The 17,881-nt window shown below is 70.9% G+C and carries 15 protein-coding genes and 3 pseudogenes; 13 read left to right on the top strand and 5 right to left on the bottom strand.

Going from position 1 to position 17,881, the window contains the following annotated elements:
- Positions 1-41: 41 nt before the first annotated feature.
- From PV343_RS32835 to mgtA, 4 genes are read left to right on the top strand one after another with little or no spacing between them, the layout of a single operon-like run.
- Entirely contained in the window at positions 42-890 is an 849-nt protein-coding gene (locus PV343_RS32835) for a GAF and ANTAR domain-containing protein (protein WP_365014333.1), read from the top strand.
- A gap of 31 nt (positions 891-921) precedes the next feature.
- Positions 922-1,647, top strand: a complete 726-nt coding sequence (locus PV343_RS32830) for a GAF and ANTAR domain-containing protein (RefSeq protein WP_319150685.1) — start codon at positions 922-924, stop codon at positions 1,645-1,647.
- Between the two features lie 26 nt (positions 1,648-1,673).
- Entirely contained in the window at positions 1,674-4,085 is a 2,412-nt protein-coding gene (locus PV343_RS32825; RefSeq protein WP_319150684.1) for a phosphoketolase, read from the top strand.
- Positions 4,067-6,709, top strand: coding sequence for a magnesium-translocating P-type ATPase (mgtA, locus tag PV343_RS32820; protein ID WP_319150683.1), 2,643 nt, complete (start codon positions 4,067-4,069; stop codon positions 6,707-6,709). The genes PV343_RS32825 and mgtA overlap by 19 nt, the downstream gene beginning before the upstream one ends.
- A gap of 75 nt (positions 6,710-6,784) precedes the next feature.
- On the opposite strand, the gene PV343_RS32815 is transcribed toward mgtA, so the two are convergent.
- The 3 genes from PV343_RS32815 to PV343_RS32805 all read right to left on the bottom strand — a co-directional run bounded on the left by PV343_RS32815 (position 6,785) and on the right by PV343_RS32805 (position 9,520).
- Positions 6,785-7,765, bottom strand: coding sequence for a slipin family protein (locus PV343_RS32815; protein WP_319150682.1), 981 nt, complete (start codon positions 7,763-7,765; stop codon positions 6,785-6,787).
- A 266-nt stretch (positions 7,766-8,031) separates the two neighbouring features.
- Entirely contained in the window at positions 8,032-8,469 is a 438-nt protein-coding gene (locus PV343_RS32810) for a DUF5994 family protein (RefSeq protein ID WP_319150681.1), read from the bottom strand.
- Positions 8,470-9,223: 754 nt separating this feature from the next.
- Positions 9,224-9,520 (bottom strand): hypothetical protein, encoded by a 297-nt coding sequence (locus tag PV343_RS32805; protein WP_319150680.1) that lies wholly within the window; start codon positions 9,518-9,520, stop codon positions 9,224-9,226.
- Between the two features lie 473 nt (positions 9,521-9,993).
- Between PV343_RS32805 and PV343_RS32800 the strand changes: the two genes are divergently transcribed.
- Positions 9,994-10,581 (top strand): DUF5994 family protein, encoded by a 588-nt coding sequence (locus PV343_RS32800; RefSeq protein ID WP_319150679.1) that lies wholly within the window; start codon positions 9,994-9,996, stop codon positions 10,579-10,581.
- Positions 10,582-10,808: 227 nt separating this feature from the next.
- Here PV343_RS32800 and PV343_RS32795 read toward each other — a convergent pair whose 3' ends face one another.
- Positions 10,809-11,783 carry a magnesium transporter CorA family protein gene (locus tag PV343_RS32795; protein WP_319150678.1) on the bottom strand — a complete coding sequence of 325 codons (975 nt, stop codon included), beginning with the start codon at positions 11,781-11,783 and terminating at the stop codon, positions 10,809-10,811.
- 524 nt (positions 11,784-12,307) lie between these two features.
- Between PV343_RS32795 and PV343_RS32790 the strand changes: the two genes are divergently transcribed.
- The 8 genes and pseudogenes from PV343_RS32790 to PV343_RS32755 all read left to right on the top strand — a co-directional run bounded on the left by PV343_RS32790 (position 12,308) and on the right by PV343_RS32755 (position 17,240).
- Positions 12,308-13,993, top strand: a complete 1,686-nt coding sequence (locus PV343_RS32790; protein ID WP_319150677.1) for a ribonuclease J — start codon at positions 12,308-12,310, stop codon at positions 13,991-13,993.
- Between the two features lie 271 nt (positions 13,994-14,264).
- Entirely contained in the window at positions 14,265-14,699 is a 435-nt protein-coding gene (locus PV343_RS32785; RefSeq protein WP_319150676.1) for a DUF5994 family protein, read from the top strand.
- 131 nt (positions 14,700-14,830) lie between these two features.
- Positions 14,831-15,250: a DUF5994 family protein gene (locus tag PV343_RS32780; protein ID WP_319150675.1), complete on the top strand. Its 420-nt coding sequence runs from the start codon at positions 14,831-14,833 to the stop codon at positions 15,248-15,250.
- Positions 15,235-15,435: pseudogene (locus tag PV343_RS32775) on the top strand (hypothetical protein); the annotation flags it as partial. The gene PV343_RS32780 and the pseudogene PV343_RS32775, both read left to right, overlap by 16 nt.
- A 186-nt stretch (positions 15,436-15,621) precedes the next feature.
- Complete coding sequence (locus tag PV343_RS32770) at positions 15,622-15,828, top strand: cold-shock protein (protein ID WP_020943091.1); 207 nt, start codon at positions 15,622-15,624, stop codon at positions 15,826-15,828.
- A 300-nt stretch (positions 15,829-16,128) separates the two neighbouring features.
- Positions 16,129-16,277: pseudogene (locus PV343_RS32765) on the top strand (RNA helicase); the annotation flags it as partial.
- A 201-nt stretch (positions 16,278-16,478) separates the two neighbouring features.
- A complete protein-coding gene (locus tag PV343_RS32760; RefSeq protein ID WP_387951036.1) occupies positions 16,479-16,886 on the top strand; it encodes a CBS domain-containing protein in 408 nt (135 codons plus the stop codon).
- Positions 16,887-16,952: 66 nt separating this feature from the next.
- Positions 16,953-17,240, top strand: coding sequence for an SCO5918 family protein (locus PV343_RS32755; protein ID WP_319150674.1), 288 nt, complete (start codon positions 16,953-16,955; stop codon positions 17,238-17,240).
- Between the two features lie 49 nt (positions 17,241-17,289).
- On the opposite strand, the pseudogene PV343_RS32750 reads toward PV343_RS32755, so the two are convergent.
- Positions 17,290-17,881: pseudogene (locus tag PV343_RS32750) on the bottom strand (hypothetical protein); the annotation flags it as partial.

Genomic DNA, 17,881 nt, shown 5'->3' with positions numbered 1-17,881 from the left:
GTGTTCCTGGCGCTGGTTCCCCCCTTGATCCGGTGGTCACCGTGATCCCCGGCAGCCGGTCGGCGCGGATCCAGGTTCTCGTGGCCGAGCAGGCGGCCCTGCGCGGCGCCCGGGTCGGCCTCGTCGACGTGTGTACGGCGGCGGTGGCGGCGCTGCCGGTCGGCGGGGCCGGGGTGTCCGCGATGTCCCGCGACCGGGCGAGTCACCCGCTGTGCAGCACCGACTCCGTCAGTCAGCAGCTGGAAGAACTCCAGCTCACACTGGGCGAGGGGCCGTGCGTGGATGCCTTTGTCCTCGGCTCCTCGGTTCTCTGCACCGACTTGTTGGCCGCTGAACTCCAGCGGCGTTGGATGGTGTTCGCCGACGCGGCTCTGGAAGCCGGAGCCAGGGCGGTCTTCGCCTTCCCCCTGCAGATCGGTGCCATCAGTCCCGGCGTACTCGACCTGTACTCCAGCACCTCGGTCGAGCTGGACGCGGACGAGGTGGCCGACGCGATGGCCTTCGCCGACACCGCCACGCTGCTTCTGCTCGACGCCGGGATCAGCGAGACGGGTGTCCCGTCCGACACCGGCGCGCCCGGCACCGACATGACCGGCACGGACCGGCCGGACGCCGCGTCCTTCGACGACCTGGGCGGTTACCGGGCCGAGATCGACCAGGCCACCGGCATCCTCATGGTCCAGCTCGGCGTCGGCGTCGAGGAAGCCTTCATCCGGCTGCGCGCCCACGCGTACGCCCGGGGGACACGGATCTCGGTGGTCGCCGCCGACGTGGTCGCCCACCGGCTCCGCTTCTCCCCGGAGACCACACCGTCCGACGTGAGACCGCCGGATGCACGTCCTCCCGACTCGCAACCGCCGGATGCGCGACCGCCCGACGAGGAGCCCTGATGCTCACGCCCCACAAACAGAGGTGTGCACGATGAAGGAACAGCTGATGGCCCGGACGTTCGTCGAGCTGGCGGACAGTCTCGTCGCCGACTTCGACCTCATGGACTTCCTGCGCCTGCTCACCGACCGCTGCGTCGATCTGCTCGACGCGAGTGCGGCGGGCGTCCTGCTCGCCGACCGCGACGGAGTGCTGCGCGTCATGGCCACCTCCGACGAACGGGTGCGCCTCCTCGAACTCTTCCAGCTCCAGAACCACGAAGGCCCCTGCCTGGACTGCTTCCACACCGGGATCACCGTCTCCGTTCCCGACCTGCGCGACGAAGCGGCGCGCTGGCCTCTGTTCACCGCCCAGGCGCAGCGCCTCGGCTTCACCGCCGTCCAGGCGCTGCCCATGCGCCTGCGCGACGAGGTCGTCGGCGCCCTCAACCTCTTCCACACCACCCCGGCGCCCATCAGCCCCGCCGCCACCCCCTTCGCACAGGCCCTCGCCGACGTCGCCACCATCAGCCTGCTGCAACAACGCACCACCGAGCGCAGCACCCTCCTCAACGAACAGCTGCAGACCGCCCTCAACAGCCGCGTCCTGATCGAACAGGCCAAGGGGAAGCTCGCCGAACGCCGCCACACGGACATGGAACGGGCCTTCACGACGCTGCGCGCCTACGCCCGCGCCCACAACCGCCGCCTGGCGGACGTCGCCCGCGCCTTCATCGAAGAGACCGAGCACCTTCCCGGTCTCAGTTCCGGAAGTTCCTGATCAGCCTCCTGCGAGAAGGGTTCGTCATGCCGCTCGGCCCCACCACCGAGGCCTCCCTCGACACTCCGGACACCCCCGACCCCCTCGACGAGGAGGAGCTGAGCGCTCTGGATGCCCATTGGCGGGCGGCGAACTACCTGGCCGTCGGGCAGATCTACCTCATGACCAACCCTCTGCTGACCGAGCCGTTGGCGCCTGAGCACGTCAAGCCGCGACTGCTGGGGCACTGGGGCACCTCACCGGGCCTGAATCTGGTCCACACCCACCTCAACAGGGTCGTCAAGGCGAGGAACCTGGACGCGATCTGTGTCTGGGGGCCCGGTCACGGCGGGCCGGCCGTGGTGGCGAACTCCTGGCTGGAGGGCAGCTACACCGAGACGTACCCGGACATCACGCGGGACGCGGCCGGCATGACCCGCCTCTTCCGGCAGTTCTCCTTCCCGGGCGGCATCCCCAGTCACGTCGCACCCGAGACCCCCGGATCGATCCACGAGGGCGGCGAGCTGGGCTACTCCCTCTCGCACGCCTACGGAGCCGCGTTCGACAATCCGGGGCTCCTGGTGGCCTGCGTGATCGGCGACGGTGAGGCCGAGACGGGCCCGCTGGCCGCCTCCTGGCACTCGAACAAGTTCCTCGACCCGGTACGGGACGGTGCCGTCCTGCCGATCCTGCACCTCAACGGCTACAAGATCGCCAACCCGACGGTCCTGGCCCGGATACCGAAGCCCGAACTCGACGCCCTGCTCAGGGGATACGGCCACGAGCCCCTCCATGTCACCGGGGACGACCCTCACGCCGTCCACCAGACGATGGCTCGCGCCATGGACGAGGCCCTGGACCGTATCGCCGCCTTCCAGCATGCCGCCCGTGCCGGTTCCGTCATCACCGAACGCCCGCGCTGGCCGGTGATCGTGCTGCGCACGCCCAAGGGCTGGACCGGGCCGGCCGAGGTCGACGGGCTCCCGGTGGAGGGCACCTGGCGAGCGCACCAGGTGCCGCTGCCGGCCGTACGCGAGAACCCGGACCATCTGCGGCAGTTGGAGCGATGGCTGCGCTCGTACCGGCCCGAGGAACTCTTCGACGAGCACGGACGCCCCCGGGAACAGGTCCTCGCCTGCGTCCCCGACGGCGCGCACCGCCTGGGCGCCAGCCCGCACACCAACGGCGGCCTGCTGCTGCACGACCTGCCCATGCCGCCCCTGGAGCGGTTCGCCGTCCCGGTCGACAAGCCCGGCACGACGGCGCACGAGCCGACCCGCGTCCTCGGCGACCTGCTGGCGCAGGTGATGGCCGACACGGGCGAGCGGCGCGACTTCCGGCTGGTCGGGCCGGACGAGACGGCCTCCAACCGCCTGCAGGCCGTCTACGAGGCGAGCGGCAAGGCGTGGGAGGCCCAGGTACTGCCGACGGACGAGCACCTGGAGCGCGGCGGCCGGGTGGTGGAGATCCTCTCCGAACACACCTGTCAGGGCTGGCTGGAGGGCTATCTCCTCACCGGTCGGCATGGCCTGTTCTCCTGTTACGAGGCTTTCGTCCACATCGTCGACTCCATGGCGAACCAGCACATCAAGTGGCTGCGCGTCGCCCGCCGGCTCCCCTGGCGCCGCCCGGTCGCCTCCCTCAACTACCTGCTGACCTCGCACGTGTGGCGCCAGGACAACAACGGCTTCTCGCATCAGGACCCCGGTTTCGTCGACCACGTACTGAACAAGTCGCCGGAGGTCGTGCGGGTCTACTATCCGCCGGACGCCAACACCCTGCTGTGCGTGGCGGATCACGTGCTGCGCAGCCGCGACTACGTCAACGTCGTCGTCGCGGGCAAGCAGCCCTGCTTCGACTGGCTCGACCTCGACGCCGCCCGCGCGCACTGCGCCCGCGGCGCCGGCATCTGGGACTGGGCCGGCACCGAGTCCGAGCCCGGCGAGCCCGACGTGGTGCTCGCCTGCGCGGGCGACGTACCCACCCTCGAAGTGCTCGCCGCGGCCTCGCTGCTCCGTCACCACCTGCCCGAACTCGCGGTACGGGTGGTCAACGTCGTCGACATCGCCCGGCTCCTGCCCGCGGAGGAACACCCGCACGGCATGCCCGACAGCGAGTACGACGCCCTGTTCACCCTCGACAAACCCGTCGTCTTCGCCTACCACGGCTATCCGTGGCTCATCCACCGGCTCGCCTACCGCCGCGCCAACCACCCGCACCTGCACGTGCGCGGCTACAAGGAGGAGGGCACGACCACGACCCCGTTCGACATGGTCGTACGCAACGACCTCGACCGGTACCGGCTGGTCATGGACGTGATCGACCGGGTGCCGGGTCTCGCGGTGCGCGCGGCGGCGCTGCGGCAGCGGATGGCCGACACCCGCTACCGCCATGACGACTGGATCCGCGCCCATGGGGTGGACCTGCCCGAGGTCGCCGAATGGATCTGGAGTCAGTGACCACGGAGTGGGTGGCCACCCGTGCGGCGGAGCTACGGGTGGGGGACGCCGCCGCCGAGGACGCGAAGGCCGTGCTGGCCGCGCTCGCGAGCAGCCCCGACGGCCTGTCGGGGGGCGAGACGGGTGAGGCCGCCGAGCGGCTCGCGGCCGTCGGGCCGAACGCCGTACGCACCCACCACGTCCGCGTCTTGGCGGTCCTCGGGCGGCAGCTGCGCAGCGCCCTGCTGATCCTGCTGGCGGTGACGGCCGGGGTCTCGTACTTCTTCGGCGAGCGAACCGGCGCGATCATCATCGCGGGGATTCTGGTATTGAGCGTGGCACTGGGATTCGTGAACGAGTACCGGGCGGAGAAGGCGGCACAGGCCCTGCACTCGCGGGTGCGGCACACGGCCGTCGTGGTCAGGGACGGCGCGGCCGGTGAGGTCGACGTGACCGAGCTGGTGCCGGGCGATGTCGTACGTCTGACGCTGGGGCAGGTGGTACCCGCGGATCTGCGCCTGCTGGAGTGCACGGCGTTCGCCTGCGACGAGAGCGTCCTCACCGGGGAGTCCGCCCCCGCCGACAAGGACCCGGAACCGGTCGCCGCGGGGGCGGCACTGGCCGAGCTGACCTCCTGCGCGCTGATGGGGACCGTGGTGCACGGGGGCAGCGCCACCGGAGTGGTCGTCGCCACCGGAGGCCGTGCCGAGTTCGGGCGCATCGCGCTGGGGCTGGGAGAACGGCAGCCGGAGACCGACTTCCAGGCGGGGCTGCGCCGCTTCTCCATGCTGCTCCTCAAAGTCGCCGCCGCCCTCACCACCGGGATCTTCGTCATCAACCTCCTGCTCCACCGCCCGCTGCTCGACGCTCTGCTCTTCTCACTGGCCATCGCGGTGGGCATCACCCCGCAGCTGCTGCCCGCCGTGGTGAGCACGAGCCTGGCCACCGGCTCACGGCAGCTGGCGCGGCGCAAGGTGCTGGTCAAACGGCTGGTGTGCATCGAGGACCTGGGCGACATGGACGTCCTGGTCACCGACAAGACCGGCACGCTCACCGAGGGCCGCATCCGTTTCGAGGCGGCCCTCGACCCGGCCGGTACACCCTCCGACACGGTGCTGGAGCTGGGCCTGCTGGCCACTGAGGGCGACCTGGACCAGGTGGGCGGGAACGCGCTGGACGTCGCGCTGTGGCAGGCCACGGACACACCTCCGACCGGACACCACCGGCTTGCGCTGCTGCCCTTCGACCACGACCGGCAACTGGGCTCCGCGCTCGTCGAGCGTCCGGACGGCAGCCGCCTGCTCGTCGCCAAGGGCGCGCCCGAGGCGGTCCTGGCCCGCTGTGGTGACGTACCCGAGGAGGCCGCGGCGGTGCTCCAGGAGCACTTCGCGGCGGGCAGCCGGGTGGTCGCCGTGGCCACCCGGGGCACGGACGGGCAGACGTCCCTCACCGCCGCCGACGAATACCGCCTGCGTCTGGCCGGCTTCCTGGTCTTCCTCGACCCGCCCAAGACCGGCGCCGCCGCCTCACTGCGCCGCCTCGCCGACCTCGGCATCACCGTCAAGATCTGTACCGGCGACAACGCGCTCGTCGCCCAGAAGGTCTGCGCCGACCTCGGCCTACCGCCCGGCCGCGCCCTCACCGGCCAGGACATCGGTCGGCTGGACGACGACCAGCTGAGCCGTGCGGCCGAGACCACCACCGTCTTCGCCCGCGTCTCGCCCCAGGACAAGGCCCGAGTCGTACGGGCGCTGCGGCGCCGAGGCCGGGACATCGGGTTCCTGGGCGACGGCGTGAACGACGCGCTGGCCCTGCACGCCGCCGACGTGGGGCTGTCCGTGGACACCGCGACCGACGTGGCCAAGGACGCGGCCGACGTCCTGCTCCTGGAGAAGGACCTCGGCGTCCTCGCCGACGGGGTCACCGAGGGCCGCCGGATCTTCGCCAACACCATCAAGTACGTCCTGATGGGCACCTCCAGCAACTTCGGCAACATGTTCAGCGCGGCCGGAGCCTCCCTGGTGCTGCCGTTCCTGCCGATGCTGCCCTCGCAGATCCTGCTCAACAACCTCCTCTACGACGCAGGGCAGTTGACCATCCCCACCGACCACGTCGACCTGGAGCAGCTGCGCGCGCCCTCGCACTGGGACATCGCCTTCATCCGTCGCTTCATGCTCTTCTTCGGGCCCGTCAGCTCCCTCTTCGACTTCCTCACCTTCGCGGTCATGATCGAGGTCTTCCACACCGGCGCCGAGCTGTTCCGCTCCGGTTGGTTCGTGGAGTCCCTCGCCACGCAGGCGCTGGTCGTCTTCGCCATCCGCACGCGCCGGGTGCCGTTCTACCGCAGCCGGCCCAGCCGCCCCCTGCTGGTCAGCGCCATAGGTGTCGTCACCGTCGGTGTCGCACTGCCGATGTCCCCGCTCGCGGGACCACTCGGTTTCCAATCCCTGCCGCTCGGACTCGTCCTCGCCCTGGCCCTGATGGTCGTGCTCTACCTGGCACTGATCGAGGGCGCCAAACACGTCTTCTACGCCCGCGCCGACGCCCGGGCCGCGCTTCCACCGGTACGCCACCGCACCCTCCGGCACCGCATCCAACGGCGTGCCGGCCGCTTCAGCCACCCCGGACCGCTGCGGCCCTGGTGACACGCGGTCACCAGGGCCGTCAGCGGCACCACCCCACCTCGAGACGATCACGTCACCCCGGGCGGCCCGGAACGGTCAACCGCTCAGTGATTCCTCGGCGTCCCGGCGCGTCGGCCAGTTGTCCCGCCGCTCCCGGGCCACCTCCGCACGGTTGCCGGCCCGCTCCCCGGGCAGGGAGACCGACGGTGTCAGGGCCGGTGCGGGTGTGGCGGGCTCGGGGATCACGGCGCTGGTGGACAGCGCGGGGCGCCTGGTGGTCCGGTGCACGCGCCGTCCGGCCGACTCGCCGTCGGTTTCCCTGCTCTGGTGGTCGAAGAAGCGGAGCATCTCCACGGGGAACGGCATCACGAGGGTGCTGTTCTTCTCGGCAGAGACGTCCACCACGGTCTGCAGCAGCCGCAGTTGGAGTGCTCCGGGGGTGTCGGCCATCGTCGCGGCGGCGTCGGTCAGCCGCTGGGACGCCTGGAACTCTCCGTCGGCCGCGATGACCCGCGCGCGGCGTTCCCGCTCGGCCTCGGCCTGCTTCGACATCGAGCGCATCATCGACTCCGGAAGGGCTATGTCCTTGATCTCGACGCGTTCGATGCGCAGCCCCCAGGGCTCCTCGGTGGGGGCGTCCATCACCTTCTTGAGTTCCGCGTTGATGTGGTCGCGGTCGGAGAGCAGCGTGTCCAGGTCGGCCCTTCCGATGACCGAGCGGAGCGACGTCTGCGCGATCTGGGAGACGGCGGCAGGATAGTCGCGCACGTTCACCAGGGCCTTGACGGGGTCGATGACCTTGAAGTAGACGACCGCGTCGACGGTGAGCGTCACGTTGTCGGCGGTGATGGATCCTTGCGGCGGGATGCCGAGGACCTCGGTCTGGACGGACACCTTCCTCATCCGGTCCCCGATCGGCCGGATGATCCGCAGGCCCGGCCCGCGGATGTCCGGCAGCAGCCGTCCGAAGCGGAACACCACGCCCTTCTCGTACTGCTGGACGTTGCGCACGCTCAGGGCGAGCAGGACCAGCCCGGCCACGGCGCACACCGCCAGCACGGTGATCAGAACACCCATGGTTCTCACTTTCCTTACGTCGATGACGGTCCCGGACCCGAGCGGTCCGGGAAGCACACGGCACGGGAGGACCCCGGTGCGGCCGGGGTCTCGGGCTGCGGTTGAGGCTCTGGTGGGTCGGCCCGGCTCAACCGGGAGCACTCCGCGGTACACCGGTCCGGGCACCGCCGACTGTGGCCCCGGTGGGCCTCACCGGCCGGGGCCGGTGACAACACCCCGGGTCCCGCGCCCGGAGTGTGGACCCGGGGGTGGTGCGAAGGCCACCGTCAACGGACTGCGACTCCCGAGGCCACTCTGCCCTGCACAACGGTGGCCATACTCTCCATGAGCCGCCCGGCCTCCGCGTCCGTGGCGGCGGGCGGCACCACCAGCAGGTCCCACCGGCCGCGGCCGGGCGCCAGCAGGCAGACGGTGGACGGGGAGCGCTGGGTGGTCGTCCGGCGCAGGCGTACGACCTGGTTGGCGACGAGCAGCCGGCCCGGGAACGGGGACCATGCGGCCTCATCCGCGAGGACGCTGGTGACCTGCCCCCAGGCGTGCGGCAGGCCGCCCAGCAGCCTCGGCAGTTCGGACGCCAGATCGGGCGAGTGGGGCCACCAGACGCCGTCGATGCGCCGGGGCATGTGGCCCTGTGCCGGCTGGGACACCAGGCGCAGGCGGACGGCGGACGTCGAGGAGAGCGGAGGCGGTGGGGCGAGTGTCATGGGGACTCCTGAAGGGGATGCGGTCGCTCGGGTTCACACGCGGCGGGCGGCGATACGGTCCGGGGTGGGCCGGCGCACGTCCCGGGCCCAGCCGAGGCGTTCGAAGAGACGGATCACAGCGGCGGACGGGTCGAGCCGGCCGCAGAGCGAGGGTGAGCACACACAGGGCCGGGAAGGCCCGGGACACGGCCCGGAGGTCACGGTCGGCGGCAGATCGGGAGCGATGGGGGTCCCTCCGCGCGAGCGAAGCCGCGTGTGGGGGAGCGTGGCGGACGTGGGGTCCTCGCGGAAGCCAGCCGACGTGGGCATCCACGAGTCCCCGGGTCAGGCCACGGTGGAAGCCGACCGTGACGCCGAGGCCCGTGACGGTGCAGAGCGCCGCGGCGAGCGCGATATCGACGGGAGCCAGAGCGAGTGCCAGGAACGGGAGTAGGACGATCAACGCCGTGATCGCCTGGTACAGCCGCTCGCTGCCGGTGCGCCCGGCAGCCGTTCCCTGGCGCGGGAAGGGTGCCCTCCCGTCGTACTCAGGGGACGGCGGGGCGCCTTCCGGCGGGACGGCGGACGGGTAGCGGAGGATATGGACGGACATGCGCGGTCCTTGCCCTCGGTGACGACAGTGCGGCCGGGGTCTTGGGCTGCGCCTCTTCGACGTGAATGCGTCACGGCATCGCTGAGAGCGGATGCGCGTCGCACGAACGGTGGATACAGGGGCTTGGGCGGGTGAGGACGTGGAGAGTGGGCGGCGGGGCCGTCAGGCGGTCTCGCCCTGGTGGGTGCGATCGGCGGGCGGTCTGCTGGACTCGAGCCAGGAGCCGAGCGGACCGGCGGCACGCGAGGCGTCCAGTGTGAGGTGCAGCCGCGTCCCGGTTCCCGAGGGGCCGGGATAGCTGCGCTGTTCATCGCCGGCGAACAGCAGCCGGAGCGCGTCCGCGACGCGTCGGGCCGCTTCGGGGTCCGCGGAGACCAGGCGGACCTCCACCCGGCCCTGCCCGCTCGGTTCGTGCTCGGCCTCGGGACGGGGTGGGCGGTGCGGGGCTTCGGATCTCATAGGGCGGAACCTGGCCCGGACCTGAGCGGCCCGCGTCTCTCTTGCGACGAGGACGAGACCGGTCCGGACACCGGCGTACGAGGTGCCCTCGACGTTCTCAGCCTACTCCTGCTCGGGACAGCCGCTCCGGCACATCCGAAGTGGTGCGGTGACCGCCGAAGCCACCGGCCGGCGCCCGGTGACGGGATGACGGGTCGGTCGATCATGAACAGGGATCGGCGGGCGGGTCCTGGCGCGCTCGGCAGGTGAAGCGAGACCGGTCTGATCACCTGCTACGGCCCTGGTTCTGTCGGCCCCCTCCTGCCGGTACGACGGCCACCGCGGCGAGCGGCGGAAGGAGTGGCGAGCGGCGGACGGAGTAGGGTGGATACACCGAGGGCATTTCGCACACCGGCTTCCACGCCGGGTCGTTCTCGGCGAGAGATGAAACCCGGGCTGTAACCCCAGGGGCGGCCCGGAGACGGGTCCGCATCATGACCGCGACCTTCGAAGCAACCCTGTCGCGGCCCGCACCCGTAGCAGCCCCTCCCGCCCGGCTCGTACTGAAGACGGACGGCCCCTCCCGTGGACTCCTGGACGGCGCCTGGTGGCCGCGCTCGCGCGACCTGCTGCGCGAACTACCCGCACTGACCGATGCGCTGGACCCCGTCTGGGGCCGCATCACCCATATCGCCGTCAACCCCGAGCACTGGCCGGTGATCCCGCGCAAGGTGCCCGTCAACGGCCATGTCGTGAAGGTCGGGTGGTTCACGCCGGAGATCGACCCGCACAAGCTGCTGCTGCTCTCCTACGGCACCGGACGCTGGGATCTGCTCGTCATCCCACCCGAGACCGGAGCGCGGTCGGCGACCCGCCTGCTGGCGGCCGCATCCGACTACGACGGCCCGCCGCTGAGCGCGAGCGCACTCATCGCCGCGGACCGAGCCGGGCGCACAGTCTCCACGGCCGACCGACCGCTCGATCCGGACGAGGCTTGGGAGTACGAGGGCGGTACCTGCGTGACGTCCGCGGCGGTACCGGCAAAGGCCGGTGGCGTCAGCCGCCTGATCATCGGCATGTGAGACAGCCGTCATGAACGCCTTCTTCACGACCGTCGGCCGCTGCGGCGCACAGTGAGGGTCGTCATCTCGAAGTCCCCCTGATTCCGGGTCGCCGACGCCGTAAAGCACGTCAACACGGCGATCCTGCGCCACTGGCACACAGCCCGAAGTCCTGGGAGCCGTTTGGGAGCCGACTTCTGGAGCCGGCTCCCGGCCCCGTCTGCCGACGAGCGCGCAGGAGCGTGTGGTCAGAGCCAGTCCCAGTGCTTGAAAACGAGGTACAGCGCCAGAGAGACAACGACGATGACGGCGCTGGAGACGATGAATCCCGACTGGTGTGCGAAGCCGGGATAGGGAAGGTTCTGTCCGTAGAAGCCGGTGATCGCCGTGGGCACGGCGATGATCGCGGCCCAGCTCGTCACCTTCTTCATGATCAGGTTCATCCGGTTCGCCTGCACCGACAGGTTGGTCTCCATCACCGAGGCCACCAGGTCGCGCAGCGACTCCGTCCACTCGCCGGCACGCAGCACGTGGTCGTAGACGTCTCGGTAGTACGGCAGCAAGGGTCCGTCGACGACGTCTAGGTCGGGGCGCATGAGAGCGTTGACGACCTCCCGCATGGGCAGGACCACGCGACGGAGCCGGACCAGTGATTTCCGCAGGGCGTAGGACTGGCGCTGTACGGTCTGGATCTGCCGGCCGCCTTCGGCGAAGAGCAGAGCGTCCAGTTCCTCGATACGTTCGTCGAGCTGCTGTACCGCGGCGAAGTGGCCGTCGACGACATGGTCGAGCAGACCGTGGAGCAGAAAGGCGACCCCGTGTGATGTCAGAGCCGGGGTACGGTCCCAGCGGGCGACCAGCTCGTCGAGGGCGAACGCGGCGTCCTTGCGGACGGTGATCAGCGCCTGCGGCGTGAGGATGACCGCGAGCTCGCTCATCGTCAGTCCCGCGCCGTCCGGGTCGACGGCGACCGCGTAGACACTCAGGAAGTGATGGGTGCGGTAGGTGTCGAGTTTCGCCCGCTGTCCCTCGTGCAGCGCGTCCTCGAGAGCCAGCTCGTGCAGGCCGAGTTCCTCGCCGACCGCCGTGAACTCGGCGCGGTCCGGGCGGTACAGGTCCAACCACACGGTCGAGGACCGGTCCGCCAGATACTGGGAGATGTCCCGGACCGGGAAGTCCTCCTCGACCAGGGAGCCGTCGCGGTACAGCCGAGTACGGGCCATGTCGCGCACCCTACCGGCGCCGGCGGAACATCAGCGGACACCACTACCGGGCATCCACCCCGACGGGCGGCCCCGCCCCGACCGCCTGGAAGTCGGGGCGCCGCCCAGCAAAAACCCCTGCGAGCGCCCGGACCTCCAGAGGTCGTTCCTCGGGCTCGTGGCGTTTCTCGCCGGTCCGAGGGTCCTCCGCGGGCCCATGCGGTGGCGTCCGGGCCAACGCGCGTGATGGAGCCGCGGAGCCGCGTTCGCTGGTGGCTCCGGACTCGTTGCCTGTCGGTGACATGCCTGCGCACGCGCACATTCCGGGGCGGATCCTCACCTCTCCCCGCTATCACCCGCGTATCACCAACACGGCCGGTCGAAGGGGTACTGCAGGGTGTTCGGTGGTGTCTCGCCCACCCGTCAGACCCCGTCATCTCTCACGGACGCCCCCTGACGGGGGGCGCCTGATGCCGACCTCCTCGGGAGAAGCGGAACGCACGGCCGGTGGATCACCCGGTCCGCTCTCCGGGTACCGTCAGGGTATGAGTCATCCGCACCCCGAGCTGAAAGCCGCCCCACCCCTTGCCGAAGGAGGGCTGCGGGTCGTCGCCCTGGGCGGCCTGGGTGAGATCGGCCGCAACATGACCGTCTTCGAGCACGCGGGCAAGCTGCTCATCGTCGACTGCGGCGTGCTGTTCCCCGAGGAGACCCAGCCCGGCGTGGACGTGATCCTGCCGGACTTCACCTCGATCCGTGACCGGCTGGACGACGTCGTGGCCGTGGTCCTCACCCACGGCCACGAGGACCACATCGGCGGCGTTCCGTACCTGCTGCGCGAGCGGTCCGACATCCCGGTCGTCGGCTCCAAGCTGACGCTGGCGTTCCTGGAGGCCAAGCTCAAGGAACACGGCATCCGGCCGCGCCCGGTGCGGGTGCGGGAGGGCGACCGGCGTGGTTTCGGGCCCTTCGACTGCGAGTTCGTGGCGGTCAACCACTCCATTCCCGACAGTCTCGCGGTCGCGATCCGCACCCGGGCCGGGATGGTGCTGCACACCGGCGACTTCAAGATGGACCAGTTCCCTCTCGACGACCGCATCACCGATCTGCGTGCCTTCGCACGCCTCGGCGAGGAGGGCGTGGACCTGTTCCTCACCGACTCCACCAACGCCGAGGTACCCGGCTTCACCACCTCCGAGCGGGAGCTGAACCCGGCGATCGAGCAGGTGATGCGCACCGCGCCGCGCCGGGTCATCGTCTCCAGCTTCGCCAGCCACGTGCACCGCATCCAGCAGGTCCTGGACGCCGCCCACCAGCACGGCCGCAAGGTCGCCTTCGTCGGCCGGTCGATGGTCCGCAACATGGGCATCGCCCGTGACCTGGGCTATCTGAAGGTCCCCTCCGGTCTGGTCGTGAGCACGAAGGAGCTGGAGAAGCTCCCGGACCACAAGGTCACTCTGGTGTGCACCGGCTCCCAGGGCGAACCGATGGCCGCGCTGTCGCGGATGGCCAACCGCGACCACATGATCCGCATCGGCAAGGGCGACACCGTCCTGCTCGCCAGCTCCCTCATCCCCGGCAACGAGAACGCCATCTACCGGGTGATCAACGGACTCACCCGGTGGGGCGCCCACGTGGTCCACAAGGGCAACGCGAAGGTGCACGTCTCCGGGCACGCCAGCGCCGGCGAACTCGTCTACTGCTACAACATCGTCAAGCCCCGCAACGTCATGCCCGTGCACGGCGAGTGGCGCCACCTGCGGGCCAACGGCGACCTCGCCATCCGTACCGGTGTCGACCCCGAACGGGTCGTCATCGCCGAGGACGGCGTCGTCGTCGACCTGGTCGACGGGCGCGCGTCCATCACCGGCAAGGTCCCCGCCGGCAACGTCTACGTGGACGGCATGGAAGTCGGCGGCGCCACCGAAGCGTCCCTCAAGGACCGCCTCACCCTCGCCGCCGAAGGCGTGGTCACGGTGGTGGCGATCGTCGACGCGGACACCGGCGCCCTCGCCGAAGCCCCCGACTTCCTGGCCCGGGGCTTCGTCCACGACGACACCACCTTCGAGTCGGTCATCCCCGTCATCGAGAAGACCCTGGCCACCGCCGCCGAGGAAGGCGTCGGGGACGCGCACCAACTCGAACAGCTCCTCGCCCGCGCCGTGGCGAACTGGGCGTTCCGCACCCACCGCCGCAAGCCCCTCATCATTCCCGTCATCATCGACGCCTGAGCGGCAGCCAGGCAGGCCGGGCCCCCGCCTCCGCCGTCCCGGCGGGCCCGGCCACGGCGGCGGACGGCAACTGCGCCTGTCCGGCCGCCGAGGGCGACCAGAGGTAACCTGAGCGCACCGAGAGCTTTTCGCGCAGCGCGACCTGCGGTGCCGTTCCCGGCGAGTGACGAAACGGGCAGTCGTCCCACGGCTCCCGGGACGGGACCGCACGATGGAACCCGGCGGAACACCGGCCGAAGGCGCGTCCTCGGCCGACGCGCACACGTACCGCATGCCCACACCTCGCCTGACCCTGACACCGGACGTCAGCCACGGCCCGCTGGACGGGGCCTGGTGGCCGCGCTGCGACGCTCTGGAGCTCGAACTCCCCTCGCTCGTCGGCTCGTTGGAGCCGGACCCGGACACGACGGTGCGGGTCACCGTGGACCCCGCCGAATGGCCCGGCACCCCGAGCACCGTCATGGCGCCCGGGCGGGTGATCGCCGTGGAACCGACCGGCCCCGGAGGCGAGACGCACGCCATCTCCCTGGACTGCGGCTCGGTGGGACGCTGGGTGCTCCTGGTCGTCCCGCCGGAGGAGCCGGCCGGAACAGCAGCCCGGCTGCTGGCCGCCGCGGCGGACCCCGAGAACCCGCTGACCGCCGCGCGCATGCTGGCCCTCGCCGAGACCGGTCGGCTCGACGGCGCCGCCGGAGAGACGGACTGAGGCACTCCGGCCCTGGGGCGCCCACGGCCGACACCGTCATCCCGCGAGCGGACGGTTTCCCCGCCGCCGAGAGACGTCGATCCTCCGCACAGGAGGACGTACCGCCCCGAACCACTCGACAGGACGCCTTCATGACGACCGACCGCCTACGGCCTCCACCGCCGGCCCCGCCCCTCCTCCGCCTGTACCTGGCGCCCGAAAGCACGCTGCCGCGCCGTATCGACGGAGCGTGGTGGCCACGCACCTCCGATCTCCCGGCAGAACTCCCGCAGCTCCTCTCCGGCCTGCCCCAGGACTGGGGCCGCATCCTCGGTGTCCGGGTGAACGGCACGGTGTGGACCGGAGCGCCGGCCCGTGTGCTCATCCGCGACCAGGTCGTCCGGGTGCGCGGGACCACCACGGCGCACGCGTCGGGCACCGTCGTTCTGATGGCACCCGGACACGGGCGCAGGGACCTTCTGGTCGTGCCACCGGAGGCGACCGAGCGGGCCGTCGCATCACTCGTGTCCGCCGCCGGCCTGGCGGCGGAACCGGGCAGCTACGCGTCCTGAGCGCGGCCCGCGCTCGTGAGCTTGTCGACCAGGGCACCCCGATCGAGGCCGCGTGCCGCATCGTCTCCCTCGAGGACCGGCTCGACGACGCCCAGCGCATGAACCGGGTAATTCGCCGGAAGCCGGACGAGCACCGCGGATACCTGGTCCCGCCACTACAGAAATACCCCCGCGCGGGAAGATGATTCCTGAAGGCCCCCAAAACGCGTCACGCTCTCCATCCAGCCTGTGTTAACGTGATCGCAGTTGCAGTTTTGGTTACCAGAGATTTTTTCTTTGTACTTTCCGGGTCTTTCCGGAGGGGTGATCATCGCGGCGACTCGGCTTCGCAGAGTGCGGAGACCGACACTGCCCCTCAAGGGAGATTCAATATGGCATCTGGCACCGTGAAGTGGTTCAACGCGGAAAAGGGCTTCGGCTTCATCGAGCAGGAGGGCGGCGGCGCTGACGTGTTCGCCCACTACTCGAACATCATCAGCAACGGTGGCTTCCGCGAGCTTCAGGAAGGCCAGAAGGTCAGCTTCGACGTCACTCAGGGCCAGAAGGGCCCGCAGGCCGAGAACATCGTTCCCGCCTGACACCGACGCGCGTCAGTCGCGAGCCAGCCGGTTCGCGCATCATGTGGCTGGGGCCCGTGCTCTTGGGGTACGGGCCCCGGTCATTTTTCCGTTTTCCGGATTTCCGGACCCACGGCCGTCCCCTCCGGCAGCACGAGGCAGTCCCGGCTCTTCTTTTTTGACCGCTCATTCTTGCGCATCCTCGTGCGGCCCGTCGCCGCTGGACGGAATTCCTCGATACGCCGCATCGAGGAAGGTTCTTCCGTGAACCGCGGCCCCCCGTCATGCCGGAACCGCTTCCGGCAGCCGCGGCAGGACGCGGGCGGCACCTCGATGGGCCGCCAGGCGAGTGCGCCGCGCGAAGGCGCGAGGGCGTCGTGGCGACGCCCCGCCGCCTCAAGGACCTCGTCGAGCGGCGGGCCTGCCGACCGGACCGGGGCGCCGACACCGTGCTGGACGAAGCCGACCAAGGGATCCGTCGGCCGGTATCACAGGAGCCGGGCCGCCGGAGGAGCGGACGGGGGGCCGGTCGTGGCCGAAGCGGCCGGGCCGCCGCCCGGGGCAGTCGGCCCGCGCCGAGGAACAACCCGTAGCTCAAGCCGGGGAAGCGCTCCCTGCGGTGGGGGCGAGCCGTCGCCCGTCCTGCCCGTCCCGACGAAGAGGAGAAGCCTTTGACGACGTTTCTGCCCCGAACACGGCATCTCGACAGCGCCGACGGCACCGGTCCGACCGCCCGTGACGCCATGGATCCTCCCGGGCCGCAGGTCGACGACCACATGGCGGTCGACGTGGCGCTGTCCGTGCTGATCGGTGCGCGTGTGCCGCATCTGCTTCTCCAGGACGAGGACGGTCGGTGCGCGGGACTGGTCACACGGGCCCAGCTCGTCGCACACCGCGGCAGCTCGTGGTACGTCGACCGGACGCGGCTGCGGGACATCGCCCTCGACCGCGGACCGTTCACCTCGTCCACCTCCGTGCTCGGTGAGGCGGAGGCCGCCATGCGGGTCCGGACGCTGGACGTGTCCCCCGTGATCGATGAACACGGCTACGCCCTGGGCGTGCTCGCTCTCACGCCCTGACCGTCGTCCGGCCGCGTCGAGCTGCCGGCTTCCCCGATGTTCTTCCGCACCCCCGTGGAGGCAGCCATGCGCTGTGTCATCGCCAGATTCCCCTTCGACCTGATCAAGAGTGAGGTCGAACAGTCCATGAGCGGCATCACGCCCGAACCCGTCACCGGCGTGTCGGTGACCATCGGCGGCCGCGTGTACCCCTTGGTGCAGGTCGGGGAAGTGATCACCAAGCAGAACCGCCGGGACTTCACCACGGGCGAGATCCGCCGGGCGCTGACCCGACTCGGCTTCACCTGCCACGAAGCGCGCCCGGTCACGCCGGCCTGGGACGCGCGAGCCGACCAGGACGCGCTCGGCTGGTGAGCACTCTCGACCGAGCCGGGGGATCTCCCCCGTCGGACGCCGTCGGCCGTCACAGGTCGTCCGGGGTGCCCAGGCCCGTCAGGGCGCCGACCGGGTCCAGGTCCGGGGTGCCGCGGGGCCACCAGTCGTCCTGGCCGGGCTCGGACTCGTAGGCGTACCACAGGCCGTCGCGGCCCAGGCGGAGCTGGACGTGGCCCTGAGGGTGGGTCAGGCGGTTGCGCCAGGGGCGGAACGCCGGGAGGTCGGCGGCGAGCAGCAGCGGGCGGGCCCGGTCGAAGCGGCCGGCCGGCGGATCCCACGGCTCGTCGAGGACGGCCAGGCCCTCCAGGCCGCCCTGGCGCCAGGCGGCCACCGCGCGGGCCAGGTCGGCCGGGGTACGGCCGGTGGCCTCCGCGAGCGTCGCGTACAGGGCCCGGCTGGTTGCGGTCAGTCCGGAGCCCGGCCGGGCGGCGGCGAGCCGTACGGCGTCCTCCCAGAGCGTCAGCTCACCGAACGGGTCACGGCCGGTGGCGAGCAGCGCGTGCGCGCGGGCGGCCGCGTCGGTCGCGAGCTGGTCCAGCGCGAAGGGGTCGGGGCCGCCGGGCGCCGCCGGGTACACCGGGGGCTGCTCGGGGTGCGGCACCGGGGGCAGCGGCGCGGGC

The sequence above is a fragment of the Streptomyces sp. WI03-4A genome (assembly GCF_033792105.1).
GTDB lineage: Bacteria > Actinomycetota > Actinomycetes > Streptomycetales > Streptomycetaceae > Streptomyces > Streptomyces collinus_A.
This window is presented reverse-complemented; position numbering and strand designations above follow the sequence as displayed.